An 18,290-nucleotide genomic window follows, 5' to 3' on the forward strand; every position below is an offset into this window, starting at 1 on the left:
TGGTCACGGGGCGCGTCTGGCGCGGCACGGCCTTTGGCGGGGCCAAGGGGCGCACGGATGTGCCGAAGATTGTGGACTGGTACATGGACGGCAAGATCGAGATCGACCCGATGATCACCCACAAGCTGACCCTCGACGAGATCAACCACGGCTTCGACCTCATGCACAAAGGCGAATCCATCAGAGCCGTCGTGGAGTTCTGAGGGTATGGAGGTGATCTCGGAAAATCGCAGTTTTGGAGGGCGTCAGCTGGTTTATTCGCATCCGTCCAACACCTGCGGCTGCGAGATGACCTTTGCCGCCTATCTACCGCCGCAGGCCGCCGATGGTCCGGTGCCGGTGCTGTGGTACCTCAGTGGCCTGACCTGCACCCATGAAAACGCCATGACGAAGGGCGGGTTTCAGGAGCACGCGGCCAAACACGGGTTGGCCGTGATCTTCCCGGATACCTCTCCGCGCGGCGACGGTGTTAGTGACGACGAGGCATACGATCTGGGACAAGGCGCGGGGTTCTACGTGAATGCGACGCGCAACCCCTGGCGGACGCATTATCGCATGTACGATTACATCGTGAGCGAGCTGCGCTCTATCGTGATGGACAACCTGCCAGTGCGGGACCGCCACGGCATCACCGGCCACTCCATGGGCGGGCACGGTGCCATCACCATCGCACTCCGCAATGCGGGGCTGTTCGATTCCCTCTCTGCCTTTGCGCCGATCACCAACCCGACGCAATCCGACTGGGGCCGCAAACAGCTCAGCGCCTATCTGGGCGATGATGAGAGCAGTTGGGCTGAGCATGACGCGACGCTGCTGCTGCAGGAATACGGCTGGAAGAGCGATTTGCTGGTCGATCAGGGCTCCGGCGATCAGTTCCTCGACCTCCTGAAACCCGAGGCCTTGGCAGACATGATGGCCCGTCGCCGTCAGCCGGGCCAAGTCCGCATGCAGGACGGCTATGACCATTCGTACTTCTTCGTGAACAGCTTTGCGCGGGATCACGTGCAATGGCACGCCGCGCGATTGAATTGAATTCACACAACCCAGGCTTGAAACCAAGGACAACACAACATGCTGAAAAGAATTCTGGTCGCCACCTCATTGATGATGCTCCCCGCAGCGCTGCTCGCGGATGGTCATGTCACCGGAGATGCGGCCAAGGGTGAAAAGGTGTTCCGCAAGTGCAAAGCCTGCCATGCGGTGGGCGAAGGGGCTGAAAACAAGGTCGGGCCGGTGCTGAACGGCGTTGTGGATCGCGCCTTTGGCGCGGTTGAGGGCTTTTCCTATTCGGATGCGCTGATGGAGGCCGCCGCCGAGGGCAAGGCCTGGACGCCAGAGGAGCTCGACGCCTTTCTGCAAAAGCCTCGCAGCTATCTCAAGGGCACCAAGATGTCCTTTGCCGGTCTGCGTAAAGACGAAGACCGCGCAAATGTAATCGCATATCTTGCGAGCTTCCCAGGCGAAGGCTCGTAAGCACTAGAATTCCCTGCGTCGGCGAGGGAGAGACCGGCGGCGCAGGGAAGATCTGGTACCAGGCCCAGCGATGGGTCTGCGTATCAATCCTCGCGGCAATCCCGCCGCACCACAGGGAGGTACTATGATGAAAAAGCTCAAGCTTTTCACGTCTGGGATCGCTCTTTGCGCCGCCACAATGGCCTATGCAAATGACGATCTCATTGCCCAGATGGAGGACCCAAGCCAATGGGCCATCCAGACGGGTGACTACAAGAACCAGCGATATTCGCAGCTGGAACAGATCAATGCGGAGAATGTGGGCGACCTGCAGGTGGCCTGGACCTTCTCGACCGGCGTTTTGCGCGGGCACGAAGGCTCGCCACTGGTGATCGGGGACACGATGTATGTGCACACCCCCTTCCCCAACATCGTCTATGCGCTGGATCTTGCAAATGAAGGCAAGATCATCTGGAAGTATGAGCCCAAGCAGGACCCGGACGTCATTCCGGTGATGTGCTGTGACACGGTGAACCGCGGTGTGGCTTATGCCAATGGCAAGATCTTCCTGCATCAGGCCGACACAAAGGTGGTCGCGCTGAACGCAGAGACCGGCGCCGTTGAGTGGGAAGCCCAGAACGGCGACCCGGCGATTGGCGAGACCAACACAGCGACCGTGCTGCCGATCAAGGACAAGGTGATTGTGGGCATTTCGGGCGGCGAGTTCGGGGTGCGTGGCTCGGTCACAGCCTACAACATGGAAACCGGCGAGCAGGAATGGCGCGCTTACTCCATGGGGCCTGACAGCGACATCCTGGCCGATCCGGAAAACACCACGCATCTCGGCACACCGGTTGGCGCGGATTCCGGCACCAACACCTGGGAAGGTGACCAGTGGATGATCGGCGGCGGCACCACCTGGGGCTGGTATTCTGCGGATATGGACGAGAACCTGTTCTACTATGGCACGGGCAACCCCTCGACCTGGAACCCCGCGCAGCGTCCTGGTGACAACCGCTGGTCGATGACCGTGATGGCACGGGACATCGACACCGGTATGGCCAAGTGGTTCTACCAGATGACCCCGCATGACGAGTGGGATTATGACGGCATCAATGAGATGATCCTTACGGAGCAGGAGATTGATGGCGAAGAGCGCAAGCTGCTCACCCACTTTGACCGCAACGGTCTGGCCTACACGATGGACCGTGTCTCGGGCGAGCTGCTCGTGGCGGAGAAATACGACCCCGTGGTGAACTGGACCACCGGTGTCGATATGGATCCGAACTCCGACACCTATGGCCGTCCGGCTGTGGTGGCGCAGTATTCCACCAAGCAGAACGGTGAAGACGTCAACACCACGGGCATCTGTCCTGCCGCTCTTGGTACCAAGGACCAGCAGCCTGCAGCCTATTCACCCAAGACCGAAGTCTTCTATGTGCCGACAAACCACGTCTGCATGGACTATGAGCCGTTCCGGGTGAGCTACACCGCAGGTCAGCCCTACGTGGGTGCCACCCTGTCGATGTATCCCGCGCCTGAAAGCCATGGTGGCATGGGTAACTTCATCGCCTGGGACAACATCAACGGCGAGATCAAATGGTCCATCCCCGAGAAGTTCTCGGTCTGGTCCGGTGCTCTGGCCACAGCCGGTGACATCGTCTTCTACGGCACGCTCGAAGGTCACCTGAAGGCGGTGCATGCCGAGACCGGTGAGGAGCTTTACCGCTTCAAGACACCCTCGGGCATCATCGGCAACGTGATGACCTACGAATCCGCTGGCAAACAGTACATCGGCATCCTGTCGGGTGTCGGCGGCTGGGCCGGGATTGGCCTCGCGGCTGGTCTGACCAACCCCAATGACGGTCTTGGCGCCGTGGGCGGCTATGCCGCGCTCAGCGACTATACCGCTCTGGGTGGTCAGCTGACCGTCTTCGCCCTGCCCGACTGAGCACGGCGAACCCACTGACACCGAGGGGCGCGGCCAAGGTCGCGCCCGTCCAACAAAGACATCGGGCGACAGCGAAACGCGGCCCCTGATACAAATGGGTGAGGACACAGATGAAAACGATACACCGCATCATGGCGCTTTGTCTCGCAGCCGGGCTGCCGATGGCCGCTCTCGCGGAAGATCCGATTGATCCAAAGAGCTATGAAGTTTCTTACGACGAAGACGGCCGTTACTTCACCGAAGATGACGTGCCCACCTTCAAGATCGCCGACGACGGCACCGTCGATTGGCTGACCTTCTCGGGCTTCCGCCGCTATCACGCGGAATGCCATGTTTGCCACGGGCCGGACGGCGAAGGCTCCACCTATGCGCCCGCCATCAAGAATTCCTCGGTTGATCTGGGCTATGACGAATTCGTCAACGTGGTGGTGAATGGCCGGAACAACGGCAATTCGGTGATGCCGGGCTTTGGCGAAAACCGCAATGTGATGTGCTATCTCGACGACATCTACGTCTATCTGAAAGCGCGTGGCACCGACAATCTGGCGCGCGGACGGCCTGCGAAGAAAGAGGCCAAGTCCGACGTGATCCGCGAGGATGAAGATGCCTGCATGGGCTAAAACGCTCCGCCGCCTGACGATTCCCCTTTTGCTGGGGGTCTCCCTCGCGGGGTCTGCTGGCGCGCAAACGTCTGACTTGGTCTCCAATACGGCGCTGCGTGTCTGTGCGGACCCCGCGAATTACCCCATGTCCGCCAAGGACGAGAGCGGGTTTGAGAACAAACTGGCCGAGTTCGTCGCCGCCAAGCTCGATCTGCCGGTGCAATACACCTGGTATCCAATGGCGACCGGCTTCATCCGCAACACCTTGCGAGCCAAGCAGTGCGACATCGTCATGGGCTATGCGCAGGGGCATGAGTTGGTTCTGAACACCAACCACTATTTCACCTCCGTCTATACGCTGATCGTGCCGGATACGAGCGATCTGGCCGCCGTCGAGGCGCTGACCGACCCCGCGCTCAAAGGGCGGCGGATCGGGATCATTGCCGGCACGCCGCCTGCGGCACATCTAGCGCGGCACGGTCTGATCGGCAAATCAAAGGGGTATAATCTCGTGGTGGATCGCCGTCATGAAAGCCCCGCCGTAGACATGCTCGATGATCTGAAATCGGGCGAGATTGATGCCGCCGTGCTTTGGGGGCCACTGGGCGGGCCGCTGGTCAAGACGGATTATCCCGGCTTCAAGGTCATCCCGCTGATCAAGGAAGAACTGCCGCCGCGCCTGTTCTACCGCATCACCATGGGCGTGCGCATCGGTGAAAAGGTCTGGCAGCGGCAACTGAACTCGCTCATCCGGCGCAATCAAGATGAAATCAACGCGCTGCTCAATGAGGCCGGTGTGCCACTGGTGACCGATCTCGGCACCGAGGTCATGGAGATCTCCAATTGAAGTGCGGCTGGCTCGTGGCGGCCTGCTTGGCCCTGCCGCTTGCCAGCCATGCTCAGACGGTTCCCGAACCCACTGACTACCGCATGGACCACTACCGCGCGCCGGTGCCAGCCACGCTGGACGGTGCGACGGTTGTAGGCCCCGAAGAGGCGCATGCGCTCTGGAAAGACGGCAAGACAGCGTTCATCGACGTCCTGCCACAACCGCCGAAACCCGCGAACCTGCCCAAGGGCACAATCTGGCGCGATAAGCCGCGCCAGTCCATCCCCGCAGCCATTTGGCTGCCGAATGTGGGCTACGGGGCTATTGCTGATGTCACAGCTGACTACTTCAAGGCCGGTCTGGAGACCGTTACGGAAGGCGACCGCGCCCATCCTATTGTGATCTTCTGCCTTGAGGATTGCTGGATGAGTTGGAACGCTGCCAAACGCGCTGTGGAATGGGGCTATACGTCCGTTTACTGGCTGCCCGAGGGCACCGACGGGTGGACGCTTTGGGGCTATCCGCTGGAAAAGGTAACGCCAGAGGCGGGGCAGCCGCAGACAAATTGAGTCAGAGGGCGAATGACCCATAAGGCATCCAGCTTTAGATCTGAGACAGATTGCGTCGATCAGAGCAGCCGCGCAACAGGCACTGTTGCGTCGCGCCGTTCCGCCCCCGTCAAACCAGAGGTTTGCCTTTGGCAAAAAGCGCGGCGCGCGGGCGCCACCCCTCGGACCGGCACTTCAACAACGCTGCTGGATGTCTCAGGTTGCAGGTAAGGATGCCCCGTGGGGTCGCCCAACATGCAAGCAAAGAACTTTGGCGACGCTCTCTAAAACCCCGCCAGATCCTTATGCGCATGGGCCACTGCGCCATCTGTATCCGTCATCGTCACATCGACCGACCGCGTGCTTTGCGGCACGGCAAGCCCCAGACGCGGGTTCTCGGACAGCGAAATCGAGCCTGTCATCTCCACAAATCCCGCGCCATCGAGGTCGATATCCACATTCTCCACATAGCGCATCGGGATGAAGAGCAGCGAGATTTGATCCATCTGCATGCCCGAATGCGAGGGGTGCGAGATATCCACATCCATCCGGCTGAGCCGTGAGGCGAGGCTTGTCAGCTTTCCGCCCTGCACGCCCGGCACAGTACCCGCAACGTCGATGCTCATCTGCCCCAGAGAGGCCAGCGCCAGTTCCGGATCAGTCCCCGGTGGGGCCGCACAGGCTCCCTGCCCCGAGGTTTTCACGAAGGTCTCCGATACAAACAGCCGCCCGTCTGTCGCCTCGGCGATCACATGCATCGGCGTTGGCCCATTCACCCGCATGGTGATATCGAAGTAAAATCCCGGCTGCGGCTCGGCGAGGTCAAAGACCGCAGAGACAGGCATGGGGTTTTCATCCAGCACCACCGTCACCTTGGCAATCTGCACGCCGGGTGGGGCAATGATTTGCGCGGCCAGATCCGTGCGCGCGTCATCATAGGTGCGATAGGGCGCGTCAATGGCGATGATCCCCTGCCCGCTCAGCATCACACGGTCACCGTAGAGCTGCTCCCTCACAGAGTCCCAGGCCTCGTTGCTGGCCAGCGCAGGCAGCGCCGTGCAGCACAGCAGCGCAGTGGTCAATCCAAGATGTTTCATCGCTTCTCCTCCACTAGAAACGCTCCGAAGGCGCGGGGTCCGTCGCAGGTTTCGATCTCTTGTAGCACAGAAAGTGTGTCTGCGTCGAAAATGGTGACCGTGTTGTCGAACCAATTGGCCACAACGACGTGCGCACCATTCGCTATCGTATCCACCCCCTCGGGGTATTCGCCGGTGTCGAGCACCTCGACCACGGCCAGCGTCGCCAGATCAATGACGCTCAGCGTGTCGGCGTATTGATTGGTGACAAAGGCATGCCCCTTGGCGAAGGCCACACCATAGGGGCGGTCACCCACGGGCACGGTGGCCAGTACTTCGGCAGTCTCCGGGTCAATGACCGTCACGTCATTGCTGCCCACATTGCCCACAAAAAGCCGCCCGTCTGGCGAGAACCCCAGACCAAAGGGGCGCACGCCCACAAGAACGTTCGCGTGATGGGCCAGCGTCTCCGCCTCAAAAAGCGAGATCTGATCCGCATCCCGATCCGCCGAGGCGAGATAACGGCCATCACCCGACAGGGCCAGCCCCGCTGGAGCGGCACCAACTTTCAGGGTTTGCAGCACCTCCAGCCTCTGATCCGCCACCACCCAGATGCGCGCGCTGTACCAGTCGGACACAAACAAGCGGCCTCGCGCGGCATCATGAGTGATGCCGATGGGGCCACCGTCGAGCGTAATGTCGGCCGTCACAGTACCAGTCAACGGATCATGCCGGCGCAGTTTCTTGCTGTCTGCAGCGACGGTAAAGACAGCCCCGGGTGAAGCGGCCACACCGGCAGGTTTGCCGGGCACCGACCAGCGTGCAATCTCGGCACCCGCCTGCAGATCCAGCACGCTAAGCGCATCCCCTGTCTGGCAGGTCACAAAGGCCAGATCGCGCGCTGCCACCGGCAAGGCGGCCAGCACCAGCGCGCCTGCAAGGCTAGGACCCAGCCGCACCGAATTTCTCGGTCAACGCCTGCAGCCCGGCTTCATAGACACCGGTGACCGCGGCAATCGCGGCCTCATCATTCAACTCTTCGGGTGGGTCATTGTTGGGATAACCCCGATAGAACGCCCCGCGCCATTCAATGATCGAGCCACCTCCATCCCGTGGCATGACGGTGAGATGCGACGAGTAATTTGTCACCGGCAGCACCTCCACCTTCACGTCGGTAATCCGGTAGGAATAGCTCATCTTCTCATCGCTGAACTTGTAGAGGATCTCTGAAATGGTTGGCCCATCCGCCGCGCCGAGGCTCAGCACCCGCGTGGCGTCGATCGCATTGCCGTTCTCGCCGGTGCTGCTGTGCACAGCCGGGTGCCAGGACATATCCTGAAAATTGCCAACAGTGGCCCAAACCTCCGCCGGATCGGCGGCGACCTCTGTGGTGACGGTGACCTTCTGGCGGGTGGGTCCATGCGCCCAGACCAGACCGGGCAAAGCCGCCGCAGCCAGGCAAACCCCTAAAAATACGCGCTTTTTCATCATTCCTCCTCAGTGAAAAATCTGTTCTTCAGGATGTAGCGCATGCCGCGCTGCCAACTTTCGTCGGTGTTGCCGCGAATATCGACCACGCCGCCTTTGACCATCTCGCCGCTCTCTGCATCGCGCAGTTGCAGGTTGATCGCCAGGATCAGGTCCGAGACCTTCTGCACCTCGCCGACCAGGGAATACTCCGCCCCAAGGCCCGCCGCGATCCGCGTGTCGCAACCATAGCATTTGGCGAGGTTCACCACGCGGTCGATCTCCTTGCGCGCCGGTTCCACGTCAATGAGCGTGTAGCCCTCCGCCGCAAAACGCTCAGCGACCATACGCTCCAGCCCGGTCAGGCGCGCAAGCTCCGCAGCACTGTCGCCAGCGGCACTGGACTGCAGCGACGTATCGAGCAGGGTCAAGCCGAAGAAGGCCACACGCTCCTCAGCATGAACCGCAGTTGCCGCGAACAAGGCGAGCAAAATCAATCGCATATGTCCATTCTTAAAAAATAAGAATCGTGCTTTATCGTGCGGCTGCTAGGCTGCTTGTCACAACCCGGCCAAAAGTATCGGTTCACGCGAAACGAGGGGCCGGGAATAAAAAGGGGAGCCCGGCACAAGATCCGGGCATGGGAGGATCACGTGCATCGTTTGCACCAGTCGCTTTTGGCGGCACTTGTTCTTTTGTTCTCTACCAGCGCGGCTTGGGCGATTGACGTCAAGGCCGCTGTTCTGCGCATCGACTACCCCACACTTTTGCCGATCAGCCGCTATGATCTGCCGCCCGATGATCTGGGCTTCGCAGGCGCGGCCCTTGCGGATGAGGACAACGGCACGACGGGCGGGTTTCTGGGTCATACCTATGAGACAAAGACTATGGCGGTCCCACCAGAGGGGGCCGATGCAGCCATGGCCGAAATCCTGTCCAGCGGCATAAAGCTGGTGGTGGTGCAGGCGCGCCAGGACGATCTGTTGCGGCTGACCGATCAGGCCGCCGACGCGGGTGCGCTGGTGTTCAACGCCCGCGCGGCTGATATCAGCCTGCGCGATGAGGCCTGCCGCGGCAATCTGCTGCACACGGCGCCCTCACATGCCATGATGGCGGACGCGGTGGCGCAATTTGCAGTCTGGAAAAAATGGACGAAGTGGCTCCTGATTTCCGGCTCCAACCCGCAGGATGTGGCGCTGTCAGACGCCTTTCGCAAATCCGCGCAGAAATTCGGCGCCAAGATCACCGAGGACCGGATGTTCGAAGACACCGGAGGTTCTCGCCGCACGGATTCCGGCCATGTGTTGGTCCAGCGGCAACTGCCTGCCTTCACCCAAGGCGCTGACGATCATGACGTGGTGATCACAGCAGATGAGACCGACTATTTCGCGCGGTTCATGAGCTTTCACTTGTGGACCCCGCGCCCCGTGATGGGCTCAGGCGGGCTGGTGCCCACGACCTTCCACGGCGCGCATGAAGCCTGGGGCGCCACGCAATACCAGACCCGCTTTGAGGCGCTGACCGGTCGTTATGCGATGCCGGAGGATTATAACGTCTGGCTCGCCCTGCGCGTTGTGGGTGAGGCCGTGACCCGCGCCAATACCGCCGCGCCAGATGGCGTGCGCGACTATGCCATCTCTGACAGTTTTGAGTTGGCCGCCTTCAAGGGGCAAAAGGTCACCTTCCGCGATTGGAACGGCCAGTTGCGCCAACCGATCCTGCTTTATGACGGGCGCATCACCGTCAGCGTCAGCCCGCAAGAGGGCTTTCTGCACCAGACCTCCCCGCTCGACACCATGGGCCTCGACCGGCCCGAATCCCGCTGCGACGCCTTTCAGTAATCGGAGACAACAGATGAAATCGCTTTTCCTCTCGACAGCCCTGGCCGCTCTCATCGCGGGCCCTGCCCTTGCGGGCAAGGCGTTCATCTCCAACGAGCGCGGCAACACCATCACCGTGCTGAACACCGACACATGGGAAGTGGAAACCGAATTCTTCGCAGGCAACCGCCCGCGTGGCATCACCGCGAGCCCGGACGGGAAGGTGATCTATGTCTGCGCCTCGGACGACAATCTGGTGCGGGTCTTTGATGCGGAAACCTATGAGGAGCTGCCCAGCCTGCCCTCCGGCCCGGACCCGGAATTGTTCATCTTGGAGCCTTCCGGCAAGCGCCTCTACATCGCAAATGAGGACGACAATCTGGTCACCGTGACCGACACGGAGACCCGGATGATCCTGGCCGAAGTGCCCGTGGGCGTGGAGCCCGAAGGCATGGGCATGAGCCCGGATGCCAAGTTCGTGGTGAACACGTCTGAGACCACCAACATGGCGCATTTCATCTCAACCGAAGACTATAAGATCAAACACAACATCCTTGTCGATCAGCGCCCGCGCTATGCGCACTACACGGCAGATGGCAGCCGCCTTTTTGTGACGTCCGAGATTGGCGGCACCGTCACCGTGATGGATATCGCGGAGGATGGCGCACCGACGGTTGTGGGCAAGATCAGCTTTGAAGTGGCAGGCGTACAGCCCGAGTGGCTGCAACCGGTTGGCGCGCGAGTGACATCTGACGGCAAACGGCTGTTTGTGGCGCTGGGGCCTGCGAACCGGGTCGCGGTTGTCGATGCGCAAAGCCTTGAGGTGCTCGATTACATCCTCGTAGGCCAGCGGGTCTGGCAGCTGGACTTCACGCCCGACGAGCAGTTCCTACTAACGACCAATGGCAACTCCAACGACATCACCGTTATCGATGTGGCCAAGGAGAAGGCGATCAAATCGGTTCAGGTCGGCCAGCAGCCCTGGGGCGTGGTGACCATCGACTGAGCATGATCAGCGAAACAGGGAGAGGACAGATATGAAAAAACTACTGATGGCGGCGGCCTTGGCCGTGACAAGCGGGCCCGCGCTGGCAGCCCCGCTCTGCGATGACCTTGGCTTTGCCGGGCTGCTGGCCAAGTGCAACCGGGGGGAGGACATACCGCTGACCCTGGCCTCCGGCCAACCGCTGGGCGAGGATGTGACCTTGGAATCAGGTGCCTACTACACGCTGGTGGTGACCGCCGATGGCTCGGCGGAACTGGCCATTGAAGGCGCAAGCTTCTTCCGCTCGATCTGGATGAATGAAATCGTCATCAACAAAATCGAGATCCGCCCCATGGCCATCGACAGCATCGAGTTTGACAAGGCCGGTGTGGTCGAGATGTCGTTCATCGCCATCAAGCCCGGTCGCCATGTGCTGCGCATCCCCGGCTCCACCGGAGAGACGCAATCCATCACGATTTCAATTCAGTAATCCAGGGAGATCCAACCATGAAACACATTATCGCGCTTGCCGCCTTCTCGCTTATGTCTGCTCCGGCCTTCGCTGACGGACATCTCGACGCCGAAACGGTCGAAAAGATCGAAGCGATGCTGGCCTCCATCGAGTGCCAGATGGACCCGGACGATATTGAGGTCGAAGACGACGGCTATGATCTCGACGATGTGATCTGCAAGGGCGGCGGTCAGTTCGACATCAAGCTCGACAAGGACTTTAACGAGGTGAGCCGCCGCGCCGAATAGCGCGTCAGCGAAGCGGAGGAGAGCAGCATGCGTCTGATGCGCGTTGCAATCGCAGCCTGTCTGGCCTTGGCCTCTCCCCTTGACGCCGAAGATCTGCCTACGATCCGGGCCGCGGTTCTCAAAATCGGCACCGTGAATTGGGAGCTGGCAACCATCACCGACAACGGGCTGGACCGGAAGAATGGCTTCATTCTGGACGTTCAGCCCTTTGCCGACAATGGTGCGACGCGGATCGCGGTGGAAGGCGGGGCGGCGGATATGGCCGTGGCCGACTGGATCTGGGTCGCGCGGCAGCGCGCAGCGGGCAAGGACTATGTCTTCATCCCCTACTCCAAAGCGGTGGGCGGGGTGGTTGTACCAGCGGACAGCACCGCGCAATCCATTCAAGATCTGGCAGGCGGCAAGATTGGCATCGCCGGTGGCCCGCTGGACAAATCCTGGCTGATCCTGCGTGCCTATGCTCAGCAGCAATACGGCATGGATCTGAAGGCAGACACCGAACAGGTGTTTGGCGCGCCGCCGCTGATCTTCAAATCGGCCATGGGTGGGGACTATGCCGGGGCCATCAATTTCTGGCATTTCCTGGCCAAGAACAAAGCCTCCGGCATGCGCGAATTGGTCTCTGTCGCAGAGGCCGGGAAGGCGCTTGGCCTCGATGCTGACACCCCACTGCTGGGCTACTACATGAAAGAGAGTTTCCTGTCCGAGCACCCGGCGCTGGCGCAGGCCTTCTTCGAGGCCAGCCGCGCCGCAAAGGACAAGCTCGCCAGCTCTGATGCTGCTTGGGAGGCCATACGCCCCCGCATGAATGCAGCCTCGGATGCGCAATTCGAGCAACTGAAGTCGGACTGGATTGCGGGCATCCCCGCCCGTGCCCCCGTCGATGTGCAGGCCGCTGAAAAGATGCTGGCGCTGATGAGCACACTCGGTGGGCCGGAGCTGGTGGGCAAGGCCACCTCGCTGCCCGACGGCCTCTTCGCCGTGGTCAAGTAGCCCCAAGGACGTGGCCGCGTCACGGCTCACCCCGGTATTGTCGCTGGCCAGCATGCTGGCGCTTTGGGTGGTGGCGGCTGGTCTGACGAACGACGCCCAGATCCTGCCGACCCCGTGGCAGCTGCTGCCGCTTTTTGCGCAGGAGTTTGCCTCGGGCGATCTGCTCACCCATCTCGGCGCGACCCTTGTGCGCGTGCTCTGGGCCTTCACCTTGGCGATGAGTTTGGGCACGGTGCTGGGCCTTATCATGGGCCGCTCCACGGCCACCAACCGCTGGCTGGACCCCTGGCTGGTGATCTTCCTGAACCTGCCCGCCCTTGTGCTGATTGTGTTGTGCTATCTCTGGATCGGGCTGACGGAGGCGGCGGCCATCACGGCGGTGACGCTGAACAAGGTGCCGAACGTGGCCGTTGTCATCCGCGAGGGCGCGCGGGCGCTTGACCCCGATCTTGATGCGATGGCCAAGGTCTATCGCATGTCGTGGTGGACGAGGCAGCGGCATGTGGTCTTTCCGCAGCTTGCCCCCTTTGTGGCCGCCGCCGCCCGCTCCGGTGTTGCGGTGATCTGGAAGATCGTGCTTGTGGTCGAGTTTCTTGGGCGGTCGTCGGGTGTGGGCTTTCAGATCCACCTGCATTTCCAGCTCTTCGATGTGGCGATGGTGCTGGTCTATGCCTTTGCCTTCATCGGCGTGATGCTCACGGTGGAGTGGCTGCTGCTGCAACCAGCCGAGCGCAGGAGCCGACGTTGGCGGACGGCATGATCTCGGTCGACATTACATCGAAGAGTTTCGATGGCATGCCTGTGCTTGGCCCTATTTCGTTCCGGATCGCGCCGGGCGAGACGCTGGCTCTGGTCGGACCCTCCGGCATTGGCAAGTCGACCCTGCTGCGCATTCTCGCGGGGATCGACCCGGAGTTCGAAGGCCGGGTGCAGCGCCCTGGTGCGCTGTCCATGGTGTTTCAGGAACCCACGCTGCTGCCTTGGCGGTCGGTTCTGCACAATCTGCTGATCCCGCACCCGGAGCTGAGACCGGATGCCGCCCGCACGATGCTGGCCCGGGTCGGAATTGACGGCAAGGAGACGCTCTTTCCCGGGCAGCTGTCGCTGGGCCAACAGCGACGCTTGTCGCTGGCGCGTGCCTTTGCCTGCGCGCCCAAAATGCTGATCATGGACGAACCTTTTGTCTCGCTGGATCCTGAAACAGCGGAGACGATGCTGCGCCTCACCGAAGCGCTGATCTCCGAACATCACCCCGCCACGCTGTTTGTGACCCACGACCTGCGCGAGGCTGACAGGCTGGCCAGCCGGGTGCTGACCCTGAAAAGCACCCCATCCGGTGCCGTCCTTGGGCCATAACTACGTGACGCTGATCATCTTGCTGTCGGTGTAGACGGCCCCATCCTCATCATACCAGGTGAAATTGAAAACACCGGCACGTGGCACGCGGGCTCTGAATTCGAAGAACGGATTTGTGGCGACACCGGGGTGCAGCGTGACATCGACCACCTGCGCGCCTTCGAAATCGCAGGTGAACCGGTGGATGATCGACCGCGGGATCGCGGTGCCGTCGTCGTTGATCCGCTGGCCGCTTTCCATGCGGTGCGTGATCAGCGTCTTGATCGTGATGACCTCGCCTGCGCGGGCGGTCTTTGGCAGTTTCACGCGGGATTTCACACCAGTTGCCATCACACTCTCCCCTCAGGCGCCACAGCCGCCGACGACCACATCGACGTGTTTCGACACCTGCCGCACCGTCCCATCCGGCATCCGGGCCAGTGCCAGAACCTGCTGCGTGCGCGCCAGACGCATGCGGGTCGACAGCTGTTGATCTGCCGCCAGCGCACCAAACGCAACCAGCGCAATCGGCGGCACCGGGTTTGCGGGTGCGACAATCAGGATCGCCTCGGCACCCTCAGCGGTCACCGAAACGGGAACGCGAAACCCATCCTCTGCCGTGTCTTCCAGATCAAGCGTGATACCGCCCTGCAAGATCTCACCGCCCTTCACAAAGGCCGCGATGGCCTGCTCCGCTGTGACCTCCTCGGCCTGAAGAGAGCTCGGGAACCCCAGCGCCAAAAGCGCCGCTGATCCGGATTTGAGCGTGTCGCGCCGTGTGACGGCCATGGTCTTCCTCCCCGAGACATACATGCAGCATAGCGTGGTGCTTGAAGATGCCACAATGAACACTCTGTGAACCTGCGTCCCGATCGCAAGCAAGCTAGACCAAAGGCTATGCGCCACCGCTTGTCGCCCCGGCGCTTTCGGGGCAACCTGTGACGAGGGACATGAGGAGGAGGCAGTGTGGTGATCGAGGCCATGACAAACGGTGGGTTGGCCGTGACCGGGCTGAATTTCACCTACGGTCCAAAACTGGCGCTCGATGATGTCTCGCTGACGGTGCCGCCGGGGCGGTTCTGCGCACTGCTGGGGCCAAACGGCGCCGGAAAATCGACGCTGGTCTCGCTGCTGACCCGGCTGCTTGTGGCCCCGAAAGGTGACATCCACATCGCAGGCCATGACCTGCGCGCGACCCCGCGCAAGGCGCTGGCGGATCTGGGGGTGGTCTTTCAGCAACCCACATTGGATCTGAACCTGACGGTGCGCCAGAACATGAGCTATTTCGCGGCGCTGCACGGTCTGCCAAGAGGTGAAACACCGGGGCGGATCGATGCAGCTCTCGACAGGCTCGACATGCGCGCGCGCGGAGATGAGAAGGTCCGCGCACTCAACGGCGGGCACCGGCGGCGGATGGAACTGGCCCGGGCGCTGTTGCATGATCCGAAAGTGCTGCTGCTGGATGAGCCAACCGTCGGCCTCGACGCTGCCGCGCGGCAGGCGATCACCGACCATGTGCATGATCTGGCGGATGCGGGGCTCTGCGTGCTTTGGACCACACATCTGACCGATGAGGTGCGCGATAGCGATGCGCTGCTCGTGCTGCATCAAGGTCGGATCATCGACACGGGTGTTGCGGGCGACATCCGCGGGGCGCACACGCTGTCAGACTGGTTTCTTGCGCGCACGGGAGCCCCCGCATGAGCGGATTCTGGGGCGTCACCCGCGCCATCGTCGGGCGCGAATTTCTGCGGTTCATCCACCAGCGGGAGCGGTTCATCGCGGCCCTCGTGCGCCCGCTGGTCTGGCTGCTGATCTTCGCAGCAGGGTTCCGGGCGGCCCTGGGTCTGTCGATCATCCCGCCCTATCAGACCTACATCACCTACGAGACCTATATCGTACCCGGCCTCTGCGCGATGGTGCTGCTGTTCAATGGCATGCAAAGCTCGCTGAGCCTTGTCTACGATCGCGAGATGGGGTCCATGCGGCTGCTGCTCACCAGCCCATTCCCGCGCTGGTGGCTGCTGTATTGCCGCCTCTTTGGCTCCACCGCCATATCCATCCTGCAGGTCTACGCATTCCTGGGCATCGCCGCCCTCTTCGGGATCACGCTACCGACGCTTGGATATATCGCCGTGCTCCCGGGACTGGTGCTCGGCGGGCTGATGTTGGGCGCTCTTGGTCTGGTGCTGTCGAGCTTCATCTCGCAGCTGGAAAACTTCGCGGGCGTGATGAACTTCGTCATCTTCCCGATGTTCTTTTTGTCCTCCGCCCTCTACCCCCTGTGGAAGATGGCGGAAAGCTCACCGCTGCTGCGCGACATCTGCGCGCTCAACCCGTTCACCCATGTGGTGGAGTTGATCCGCTTCCTGCTGTACCTGCAGTTCAATCTGCACGCCTTCGCCTGGGTTGTGCTGAGCACCCTCGTGCTCAGCCTCCTGGCCGTCTGGGGCTATGACCCTGCGCGCGGGCTGATGCGGCGCAAGGGGTGAGGCCGGTGCGCTCAGATCTGCTGTTCGGCCAGCGAGGCGGTGCGGCACCGCCAGCTCTTGATATCAAACTTGGGATGATGCGCAGACCATTTCGCCAGCTCCGGCTGCGCGCCCATCAGGCATTGCGTGGGCGAGATGTCAGTGAACAAAAGACTGCGCTCGCGGCATTCAGTCGGCGCTGTCGACAGACAGGCGACAAACAACAGTTCAATCATGGATCAGGCTTTCCTGTTATCGGGTTCTGCTCAAGCGCACAGGCCCGACCTAGACTAAAGTCGGTAAATTTCTTCTTAAGCAACCAGATACCAGGCCCACTGTGGCAAGAAATGATATGTCTTTGGTCATTTTTTAAGAGTTTGCCCGTTTTTCAGGTCAGCCGCAGATGAGTTTGACACGCGACAGATCCTCCGTGTCACTGAAGGCCCGTTTGGCCATCGGGGCTGCCTTATTGGGGGCAGGCACGGTGCTGACCGCGTTGATCCTCTATTTTGGGCTGAACGAGGTGGCGCGTCGCCTTGACACCGCGCTCGCCTCCGACACCCGGATGGCGCGTTACTCCAGCCTGTCGACCCAGGCCTCGACCTTCCTTGTCGTGGCCACTGAGGCGATACAGACCGGTCAGTCAACGCAAAGCCGAGCCGACCGCATCACCCCCGTCGCCGACCAGATGCGGCAGACCTTTGTGCGGCTGCACCAGGACGTCGAAGAGGCGGTCGAAGCGGCCCACGCTCTCGGTCTGGATGAGCAGTCGCGCTATGGCACACAGTCGCTTGGGATCGCGCGAATGGAAGCGATGCTCAGGAGCACAGAGCGTGGCCTCAGCACACCAACAGAAGAGGCAGAGCGCCTACGCGCCTATCTGGACAGTTTCGCGTCCAGCTTCGATCAGTTGCTCAGCCAGGCGGTGAACACCGAAGTTCTGTTCCGCAATGAAATCCTGTCTGGGATCGGCACGCTGCGGGAGCGGCTTACGCTCATTGCCTTTGGCATCGCGGCGGCCACGCTTGTGGCAGTCACACTCTTCTATGCCGGGCTGATCCGGCCGCAGTTCTCACGCCTCGATCATCTGCGGCAGGCCGCGTCGCGGATCGGCTCGGGGAACTTCTCAATCAATCTTCCGGTGTCACGTACCGACGAGATCGGCCAGCTGTCGGCAGAGACAAACCGCATGGCATCCGCACTTCTGGCCCGGCAGAAAGATGTGGAGGCCGAATGGGCCCGTCTGAATGAAACGATCGCGCAGCGGACAAAAGAGCTGCGCGCCGCAAGCGCCTCACTGGCCGAGATCGACGACAAGCGGCGCCGGTTTTTCGCCGATATCAGCCATGAGCTGCGCACGCCACTGACGGTCATTCTGATGGAGGCGCAGATCGGCAAACAGGGCAGCCCGGATCCGGAGGCTGCCTTTGCCACCATCGAGGCGCGTGCGGTGCGGTTGAACCGGCGCATTGACGATCTGCTGCGGCTTGCCCGCTCGGACACCGGGGAGTTGGCGCTGGATGCTCAGCCGGTCGCGCTGGCTGTGCTGATCGACGCTGTGCACAGCGAGATTCAGGCAGAGATCGACAGTGCCGGCATGAGCCTGACCATTGGCGAGATGCCGGGTGCAGAGCTGATCTGCGATCAGAACTGGATCCGCCAGGTGATCGTCAGCCTGATCCGCAATGCCATCCGGCACGCCCGCGCAGGCGGGCGTCTCCAGCTGAGCGCGGTGGCGGGGCACGACACAGCCACCATCGCAGTGACCGACAACGGCCCCGGCATCGATTCAGAGGATCAGGGCCGGATCTTTGACCGCTTTGTGCAGGGCACCTCGGCAACGGCGAATGAAGGCTTCGGCGTGGGGCTGGCCCTCGCCCGCTGGGTGGTGGAAGCGCAGGGGGGCGACATCGCCCTCACCAGCCCGGTGCCCACGGCAGAGGCCCTCGGCAAAGAACCCGGGACCAAAATCTCGGTTCGCCTGCCGCGCGTAAGCGACTAG

23 protein-coding genes and 1 pseudogene are annotated in these 18,290 nt (G+C 61.6%); 17 read left to right on the top strand and 7 right to left on the bottom strand.

Translation table 11 applies throughout. The features are described from left to right. From So717_RS20305 to So717_RS20335, 7 genes and pseudogenes are all read left to right on the top strand, one after another. Nucleotides 1-203 (top strand): annotated as a pseudogene (locus tag So717_RS20305) (S-(hydroxymethyl)glutathione dehydrogenase); the annotation flags it as partial. Between the two features lie 4 nt (nucleotides 204-207). Continuing rightward, nucleotides 208-1,032 (top strand): S-formylglutathione hydrolase, encoded by an 825-nt coding sequence (fghA, locus tag So717_RS20310; RefSeq protein WP_159980750.1) that lies wholly within the window; start codon nucleotides 208-210, stop codon nucleotides 1,030-1,032. 39 nt (nucleotides 1,033-1,071) lie between these two features. Beyond that, on the top strand, nucleotides 1,072-1,473 hold the full coding sequence (locus tag So717_RS20315) for a c-type cytochrome (protein ID WP_159980752.1): 402 nt from the start codon (nucleotides 1,072-1,074) through the stop codon (nucleotides 1,471-1,473). Nucleotides 1,474-1,600: 127 nt separating this feature from the next. Next, entirely contained in the window at nucleotides 1,601-3,403 is a 1,803-nt protein-coding gene (locus So717_RS20320; RefSeq protein ID WP_159980946.1) for a methanol/ethanol family PQQ-dependent dehydrogenase, read from the top strand. Nucleotides 3,404-3,513: 110 nt separating this feature from the next. After that, on the top strand, nucleotides 3,514-4,023 hold the full coding sequence (locus tag So717_RS20325) for a c-type cytochrome, methanol metabolism-related (protein ID WP_159980754.1): 510 nt from the start codon (nucleotides 3,514-3,516) through the stop codon (nucleotides 4,021-4,023). After that, a complete protein-coding gene (locus So717_RS20330) occupies nucleotides 4,007-4,852 on the top strand; it encodes a substrate-binding domain-containing protein (protein ID WP_159980756.1) in 846 nt (281 codons plus the stop codon). The genes So717_RS20325 and So717_RS20330 overlap by 17 nt, the downstream gene beginning before the upstream one ends. A gap of 26 nt (nucleotides 4,853-4,878) precedes the next feature. Continuing rightward, entirely contained in the window at nucleotides 4,879-5,403 is a 525-nt protein-coding gene (locus tag So717_RS20335) for a PQQ-dependent catabolism-associated CXXCW motif protein (RefSeq protein ID WP_275113690.1), read from the top strand. Between the two features lie 263 nt (nucleotides 5,404-5,666). On the opposite strand, the gene So717_RS20340 is transcribed toward So717_RS20335, so the two are convergent. From So717_RS20340 to So717_RS20355, 4 genes are read right to left on the bottom strand one after another with little or no spacing between them, the layout of a single operon-like run. Further along, a complete protein-coding gene (locus tag So717_RS20340) occupies nucleotides 5,667-6,479 on the bottom strand; it encodes a quinoprotein dehydrogenase-associated SoxYZ-like carrier (protein WP_159980760.1) in 813 nt (270 codons plus the stop codon). Then, nucleotides 6,476-7,417, bottom strand: a complete 942-nt coding sequence (locus tag So717_RS20345) for a YncE family protein (RefSeq protein ID WP_238841136.1) — start codon at nucleotides 7,415-7,417, stop codon at nucleotides 6,476-6,478. The genes So717_RS20340 and So717_RS20345 overlap by 4 nt, the downstream gene beginning before the upstream one ends. After that, the gene (locus tag So717_RS20350; RefSeq protein WP_159980762.1) at nucleotides 7,401-7,946 is read right to left on the bottom strand and encodes an SRPBCC family protein; all 546 of its coding nucleotides are present in this window, start codon (nucleotides 7,944-7,946) and stop codon (nucleotides 7,401-7,403) included. Before So717_RS20350 ends, So717_RS20345 begins: the two co-directional genes overlap by 17 nt. Then, the gene (locus So717_RS20355) at nucleotides 7,946-8,428 is read right to left on the bottom strand and encodes a DUF3280 domain-containing protein (protein WP_159980764.1); all 483 of its coding nucleotides are present in this window, start codon (nucleotides 8,426-8,428) and stop codon (nucleotides 7,946-7,948) included. The genes So717_RS20350 and So717_RS20355 overlap by 1 nt, the downstream gene beginning before the upstream one ends. Nucleotides 8,429-8,578: 150 nt before the next feature. Here So717_RS20355 and So717_RS20360 point away from each other — a divergent pair, with 150 nt between their 5' ends. Genes So717_RS20360 through So717_RS20390 form a run of 7 tightly spaced genes read left to right on the top strand, consistent with a single transcriptional unit; the run spans nucleotide 8,579 to nucleotide 13,838 of the window. Continuing rightward, nucleotides 8,579-9,766 carry an ABC transporter substrate-binding protein gene (locus tag So717_RS20360; protein WP_438810689.1) on the top strand — a complete coding sequence of 396 codons (1,188 nt, stop codon included), beginning with the start codon at nucleotides 8,579-8,581 and terminating at the stop codon, nucleotides 9,764-9,766. 13 nt (nucleotides 9,767-9,779) lie between these two features. Beyond that, the gene (locus So717_RS20365) at nucleotides 9,780-10,751 is read left to right on the top strand and encodes a YVTN family beta-propeller repeat protein (protein ID WP_159980766.1); all 972 of its coding nucleotides are present in this window, start codon (nucleotides 9,780-9,782) and stop codon (nucleotides 10,749-10,751) included. A gap of 31 nt (nucleotides 10,752-10,782) precedes the next feature. Continuing rightward, the gene (locus tag So717_RS20370; protein WP_159980768.1) at nucleotides 10,783-11,220 is read left to right on the top strand and encodes a cupredoxin domain-containing protein; all 438 of its coding nucleotides are present in this window, start codon (nucleotides 10,783-10,785) and stop codon (nucleotides 11,218-11,220) included. Nucleotides 11,221-11,237: 17 nt separating this feature from the next. Further along, a complete protein-coding gene (locus So717_RS20375) occupies nucleotides 11,238-11,489 on the top strand; it encodes a PepSY domain-containing protein (protein WP_159980770.1) in 252 nt (83 codons plus the stop codon). Between the two features lie 27 nt (nucleotides 11,490-11,516). Then, the gene (locus So717_RS20380; protein ID WP_159980772.1) at nucleotides 11,517-12,482 is read left to right on the top strand and encodes an ABC transporter substrate-binding protein; all 966 of its coding nucleotides are present in this window, start codon (nucleotides 11,517-11,519) and stop codon (nucleotides 12,480-12,482) included. A gap of 52 nt (nucleotides 12,483-12,534) precedes the next feature. Further along, nucleotides 12,535-13,242, top strand: a complete 708-nt coding sequence (locus So717_RS20385) for an ABC transporter permease (RefSeq protein WP_159980952.1) — start codon at nucleotides 12,535-12,537, stop codon at nucleotides 13,240-13,242. Next, nucleotides 13,239-13,838 (top strand): ABC transporter ATP-binding protein, encoded by a 600-nt coding sequence (locus tag So717_RS20390; RefSeq protein WP_159980954.1) that lies wholly within the window; start codon nucleotides 13,239-13,241, stop codon nucleotides 13,836-13,838. The genes So717_RS20385 and So717_RS20390 overlap by 4 nt, the downstream gene beginning before the upstream one ends. Here So717_RS20390 and soxZ read toward each other — a convergent pair whose 3' ends face one another. Together soxZ and So717_RS20400 are read right to left on the bottom strand one after the other, a co-directional pair. Continuing rightward, nucleotides 13,839-14,168, bottom strand: a complete 330-nt coding sequence (gene soxZ / locus So717_RS20395) for a thiosulfate oxidation carrier complex protein SoxZ (protein WP_159980774.1) — start codon at nucleotides 14,166-14,168, stop codon at nucleotides 13,839-13,841. 12 nt (nucleotides 14,169-14,180) lie between these two features. Further along, on the bottom strand, nucleotides 14,181-14,606 hold the full coding sequence (locus So717_RS20400; RefSeq protein ID WP_159980776.1) for a thiosulfate oxidation carrier protein SoxY: 426 nt from the start codon (nucleotides 14,604-14,606) through the stop codon (nucleotides 14,181-14,183). A gap of 192 nt (nucleotides 14,607-14,798) precedes the next feature. Here So717_RS20400 and So717_RS20405 point away from each other — a divergent pair, with 192 nt between their 5' ends. Beyond that, the gene (locus So717_RS20405) at nucleotides 14,799-15,521 is read left to right on the top strand and encodes an ABC transporter ATP-binding protein (protein ID WP_159980956.1); all 723 of its coding nucleotides are present in this window, start codon (nucleotides 14,799-14,801) and stop codon (nucleotides 15,519-15,521) included. Beyond that, on the top strand, nucleotides 15,518-16,309 hold the full coding sequence (locus So717_RS20410; protein WP_159980778.1) for an ABC transporter permease: 792 nt from the start codon (nucleotides 15,518-15,520) through the stop codon (nucleotides 16,307-16,309). Before So717_RS20405 ends, So717_RS20410 begins: the two co-directional genes overlap by 4 nt. A gap of 11 nt (nucleotides 16,310-16,320) precedes the next feature. On the opposite strand, the gene So717_RS20415 is transcribed toward So717_RS20410, so the two are convergent. Continuing rightward, a complete protein-coding gene (locus So717_RS20415; RefSeq protein ID WP_159980780.1) occupies nucleotides 16,321-16,524 on the bottom strand; it encodes a hypothetical protein in 204 nt (67 codons plus the stop codon). Between the two features lie 167 nt (nucleotides 16,525-16,691). Here So717_RS20415 and So717_RS20420 point away from each other — a divergent pair, with 167 nt between their 5' ends. Beyond that, complete coding sequence (locus So717_RS20420) at nucleotides 16,692-18,290, top strand: sensor histidine kinase (RefSeq protein WP_159980782.1); 1,599 nt, start codon at nucleotides 16,692-16,694, stop codon at nucleotides 18,288-18,290.

The sequence above is a fragment of the Roseobacter cerasinus genome, from assembly GCF_009811755.1.
In the GTDB taxonomy this organism is placed as follows: domain Bacteria; phylum Pseudomonadota; class Alphaproteobacteria; order Rhodobacterales; family Rhodobacteraceae; genus Roseobacter; species Roseobacter cerasinus.

Coding starts and splice junctions, on each gene's coding strand:
- So717_RS20325 (WP_159980754.1), top strand. CDS start 3,514: ATGAAAACGATACACCGCATCATGGCGCTTTGTCTCGCAGCCGGGCTG.
- So717_RS20400 (WP_159980776.1), bottom strand. CDS start 14,606: ATGGCCGTCACACGGCGCGACACGCTCAAATCCGGATCAGCGGCGCTT.
- So717_RS20370 (WP_159980768.1), top strand. CDS start 10,783: ATGAAAAAACTACTGATGGCGGCGGCCTTGGCCGTGACAAGCGGGCCC.
- So717_RS20385 (WP_159980952.1), top strand. CDS start 12,535: ATGCTGGCGCTTTGGGTGGTGGCGGCTGGTCTGACGAACGACGCCCAG.
- fghA (WP_159980750.1), top strand. CDS start 208: ATGGAGGTGATCTCGGAAAATCGCAGTTTTGGAGGGCGTCAGCTGGTT.
- So717_RS20375 (WP_159980770.1), top strand. CDS start 11,238: ATGAAACACATTATCGCGCTTGCCGCCTTCTCGCTTATGTCTGCTCCG.
- soxZ (WP_159980774.1), bottom strand. CDS start 14,168: ATGGCAACTGGTGTGAAATCCCGCGTGAAACTGCCAAAGACCGCCCGC.
- So717_RS20315 (WP_159980752.1), top strand. CDS start 1,072: ATGCTGAAAAGAATTCTGGTCGCCACCTCATTGATGATGCTCCCCGCA.
- So717_RS20320 (WP_159980946.1), top strand. CDS start 1,601: ATGAAAAAGCTCAAGCTTTTCACGTCTGGGATCGCTCTTTGCGCCGCC.
- So717_RS20365 (WP_159980766.1), top strand. CDS start 9,780: ATGAAATCGCTTTTCCTCTCGACAGCCCTGGCCGCTCTCATCGCGGGC.
- So717_RS20380 (WP_159980772.1), top strand. CDS start 11,517: ATGCGTCTGATGCGCGTTGCAATCGCAGCCTGTCTGGCCTTGGCCTCT.
- So717_RS20330 (WP_159980756.1), top strand. CDS start 4,007: ATGCCTGCATGGGCTAAAACGCTCCGCCGCCTGACGATTCCCCTTTTG.
- So717_RS20350 (WP_159980762.1), bottom strand. CDS start 7,946: ATGAAAAAGCGCGTATTTTTAGGGGTTTGCCTGGCTGCGGCGGCTTTG.
- So717_RS20405 (WP_159980956.1), top strand. CDS start 14,799: ATGACAAACGGTGGGTTGGCCGTGACCGGGCTGAATTTCACCTACGGT.
- So717_RS20415 (WP_159980780.1), bottom strand. CDS start 16,524: ATGATTGAACTGTTGTTTGTCGCCTGTCTGTCGACAGCGCCGACTGAA.
- So717_RS20340 (WP_159980760.1), bottom strand. CDS start 6,479: ATGAAACATCTTGGATTGACCACTGCGCTGCTGTGCTGCACGGCGCTG.
- So717_RS20390 (WP_159980954.1), top strand. CDS start 13,239: ATGATCTCGGTCGACATTACATCGAAGAGTTTCGATGGCATGCCTGTG.
- So717_RS20355 (WP_159980764.1), bottom strand. CDS start 8,428: ATGCGATTGATTTTGCTCGCCTTGTTCGCGGCAACTGCGGTTCATGCT.
- So717_RS20420 (WP_159980782.1), top strand. CDS start 16,692: ATGAGTTTGACACGCGACAGATCCTCCGTGTCACTGAAGGCCCGTTTG.
- So717_RS20410 (WP_159980778.1), top strand. CDS start 15,518: ATGAGCGGATTCTGGGGCGTCACCCGCGCCATCGTCGGGCGCGAATTT.